Annotated in this window: 3 protein-coding genes; all 3 read left to right on the plus strand. The window is 71.2% G+C overall.

What is annotated here, in order from left to right; translation table 11 throughout:
* The first annotated feature begins 2 nt into the window (after positions 1–2).
* The gene (locus tag A9X05_RS23860) at positions 3–215 is read left to right on the plus strand and encodes a heavy-metal-associated domain-containing protein (RefSeq protein ID WP_067754185.1); all 213 of its coding nucleotides are present in this window, start codon (positions 3–5) and stop codon (positions 213–215) included.
* Positions 212–2,452, plus strand: a complete 2,241-nt coding sequence (locus A9X05_RS23865; RefSeq protein ID WP_067784397.1) for a cation-translocating P-type ATPase — start codon at positions 212–214, stop codon at positions 2,450–2,452. The genes A9X05_RS23860 and A9X05_RS23865 overlap by 4 nt, the downstream gene beginning before the upstream one ends.
* Positions 2,453–2,586: 134 nt before the next feature.
* A partial coding sequence (locus tag A9X05_RS23870; RefSeq protein ID WP_255369278.1) for an esterase family protein occupies positions 2,587–3,486 on the plus strand: 900 nt, incomplete at its 3' end.

A 3,486-nucleotide genomic window follows, 5' to 3' on the forward strand; every position in this document is an offset into this window, starting at 1 on the left:
CCATGGTCACCAGCGAATACCGGGTCGACGGGATGAGCTGCGGCCACTGCGAGTCGGCCGTGCGGGACGAGGTCGGCCGCCTCCCTGGCGTGGAGCGCGTGGATGTCAGCGCCGACACCGGCAGGCTGGTCATCACGAGTTCTTCTCCCATCGACGCGGACGCCGTCCTCAGCGCGGTCGACGAGGCCGGCTACGAGGCCGTCTTGGTGGCATGAGCGCAGTGCCGGTGAGCCATATCGAGCTCGAGATCGCGGGGATGACGTGCGCGTCGTGCGCCGCCCGGATCGAGAAGAAGCTGAACCGGCTCGCCGGCGTCGCCGCCACCGTCAACTACGCGACCGAAAAGGCGGCCCTGACCGTTCCCTCGGGGTACGACCCGCAGCTGCTGATCGCCGCCGTCGAGCAGGCCGGATACACCGCCGCCCTGCCGCAGCGCCGGGAGGAACCGGCCCCCGGGAAGCGCGCCGGCGCCGATCTGGCGGCGCTTCGCACTCGCCTCATCACGTCGCTCGTGCTCGCCACCCCGGTGATCGCCATGGCGATGATCCCCGCCCTGCAATTCCGCTACTGGCAGTGGGCGTCGCTGGTGCTGGCCGCGCCGGTCGTGGTGTGGGGTGGCCGTCCCTTCCACGCCGCCGCCTGGGCCAATCTCCGGCACGGTGCCGCCACGATGGACACCCTCGTCTCGATCGGCACCCTGTCGGCCTTCCTGTGGTCGCTGTACGCACTGTTCCTGGGGACGGCCGGGGCACCGGGGACGCACGACCGGTTCGAACCGACCATCCGGCCCTCCGACGGTGCGGGCAACATCTACCTCGAAGTCGCCGCGGGTGTGACCCTGTTCGTGCTGGCAGGACGGTACTTCGAGAAGCGGTCCAAGCGGACGGCGGGCGCCGCGCTGCGCACCCTGCTCGAGCTCGGCGCCAAGGACGTCGCCGTGCTGCGGGGCGGCGGCGAGACCCGGATCCCGGTGGATCGCCTCACCGTCGGGGACCAATTCGTGGTGCGGCCCGGGGAGAAGGTCGCCACCGACGGCGTCGTGGTCTCGGGCTCCTCGGCCGTGGACGTCTCGATGCTCACCGGGGAGTCCGTTCCCGTCGAGGTCGGCCCGGGCGACGGCGTCACGGGCGCCACCGTCAACGTCGGCGGACGCCTCGTCGTGCGCGCCACCCGCGTCGGCGACGACACGCAGCTGGCGCACATGGCCAAGCTGGTCGAGGAGGCGCAGTCGGGCAAGGCCGAGGTCCAGCGGCTCGCCGACCGCATCTCCAGTGTGTTCGTCCCGGTGGTCATCGGCATCGCCCTCGCGACGCTCGGCGCATGGCTCGCGCTCGGGTTCCCGGCCACCGCGGCGCTGACCGCGGCCGTCGCGGTGCTGATCATCGCCTGCCCGTGCGCGCTCGGGCTGGCGACCCCGACGGCCCTGCTGGTCGGAACCGGCCGCGCGGCCCAGCTCGGCGTGCTGATCAAAGGGCCGGAAGTCCTGGAATCCACCCGCCGCGTCGACACGATCGTGCTTGACAAGACGGGCACCGTCACCACCGGGAAGATGACCCTCCTCGACGTGGTCGGCGCCGACCGGACCGACCGCGCGGCACTGCTGCGCTACGCCGGGGCGCTCGAGGATGCCTCCGAGCATCCCATCGCCCGGGCCATCGCCAAGGCCGCCAAGGCCGAGCTGGGCCGGCTGCCCGCGGCCGAGGGATTCACCAGTTCCGAGGGCAACGGCGTGCGGGGCATCGTCGACGGCCACGCCGTCGTCCTGGGGCGCGCCAGCCTGCTGGCCGATTGCGGCCAGCCGCTGAGCGACGAGCTGTCGGCGATCAAGGACCGCGCCGAGGCCGAGGGCAAGACCGCGGTCGTCGTCGGCTGGGACGGCCGGGCCCGCGGGGTCCTGATCGTCGCCGACACGGTCAAACCGACGAGCGCGGAAGCGGTTCGGCGGTTCAAGGGGCTGGGCCTGACACCGATCCTGATGACCGGCGACAACCGGGGCGTGGCGGAGCGCATCGCCGACGAGGTGGGCATCGCGCAGGTGATCGCCGAAATGATGCCCGCCGACAAGGTCGCCGCGATCAAGCGGTTGCAGGCCGAAGGCAAGGTCGTCGCGATGGTCGGCGACGGCGTCAACGACGCCGCGGCCCTGGCGACCGCCGATCTCGGGGTGGCCATGGGCACCGGCACCGACGTCGCCATCCAAGCCGCCGACCTCACCGTCACCCGAGGTGACCTCCGCGCCGCCGTCGACGCGATCCGGCTGTCCCGGCGGACGCTGACCACCATCAAGGCCAACCTGTTCTGGGCCTTCGGCTACAACATCGCCGCGATCCCACTCGCCGCGCTCGGCGCCCTCAACCCGATGCTCGCGGGCGCCGCGATGGCGTTTTCCAGCGTTTTCGTGGTCGCCAACAGCCTGCGGCTGCGCACTTTCACCAGCGTCACAGCCTCCTAACGGCCACCCTCACACGCCGCGACGGCGGGCGGGCCGGTGGGACGGGTGTGGGATAGTTGTTCCCGACCCACCGCGTTCGAAAAGACCACGGGTCCGCCCCCGCGCAGCGATCGACTCAGCAAAGGCAACGACCGTTGGACCAATTCTTCGGACGACTGTCCTTGCTGCATGGCTGGTTCCCGCCGACCGTGCAGGCGCTGACGCTGCTGTTGCTGATCATCGCGATCCAGTGGCGTGCCCGGCGGTGGCTCAAGCGGGTGCTGCCGGTGGCCGTGATCGCCGCCGTCGCGACGACCGCGCTCGCGTATTGGTACATCACGTCGCTCGGCGTGGCCGGTGACCCGGCGCCGACGACGCTGTGGCTGTGGATCGCGGCGACCGGCCTGGCCGCCGCGGTGTTCCTGGTGGGCTGGCCGGGCGCGCGCTGGTGGCGGCGGGGGGTGGCGGTGCTGTCCATCCCCCTGTGCGCGCTGTGCGCGAGTTTGGCCCTCAACAGCTGGGTGGGTTACTTCCCGACGGCGCTCGCCGCGTGGAACCAGCTGACCTCGGTGCCGTTGCCCGACCAGATCGACCGCCTGCGCGTGACCGAAATGCAGGTCGCCGGGACCAGGCCGAGCAAGGGCGTGGTGGTGCCGGTCGACATCGACGACAACGCCTCCCATTTCCGCCACCGCCGGGAATTGGTCTACCTGCCGCCCGCATGGTTCAACAGCAATCCGCCACCCCGCTTGCCGGCGGTCATGATGATCAGTTCCGCCTTCAACACCCCGGCCGACTGGCTGGGCCCAGGCGGCGCCTTCACCGCCATCGACAACTTCGCCGCCGCGCATCGCGGCTTCTCCCCCGTACTGGTGTTCGTCGACCCCACCGGCTCGTTCGACAACGACACCGAGTGCGTCAACGGCAGCCGCGGCAACGCCGCCGACCACCTGACCAAGGACGTCGTGCCGTTCATGGTGTCGAACTTCGCCGTCAGCGCCGATCGAGCCAACTGGGGCGTCGCCGGATGGTCGATGGGCGGCACCTGCGCGGTC

The organism is Mycobacterium sp. E3298, assembly GCF_001666895.1.
Classification (GTDB): Bacteria; Actinomycetota; Actinomycetes; order Mycobacteriales; family Mycobacteriaceae; genus Mycobacterium.

What these genes read in the sequence shown, in the direction of transcription:
- A9X05_RS23860 (WP_067754185.1), top strand. Translation starts at nt 3, where the DNA reads ATGGTCACCAGCGAATACCGGGTCGACGGGATGAGCTGCGGCCACTGC.
- A9X05_RS23865 (WP_067784397.1), top strand. Translation starts at nt 212, where the DNA reads ATGAGCGCAGTGCCGGTGAGCCATATCGAGCTCGAGATCGCGGGGATG.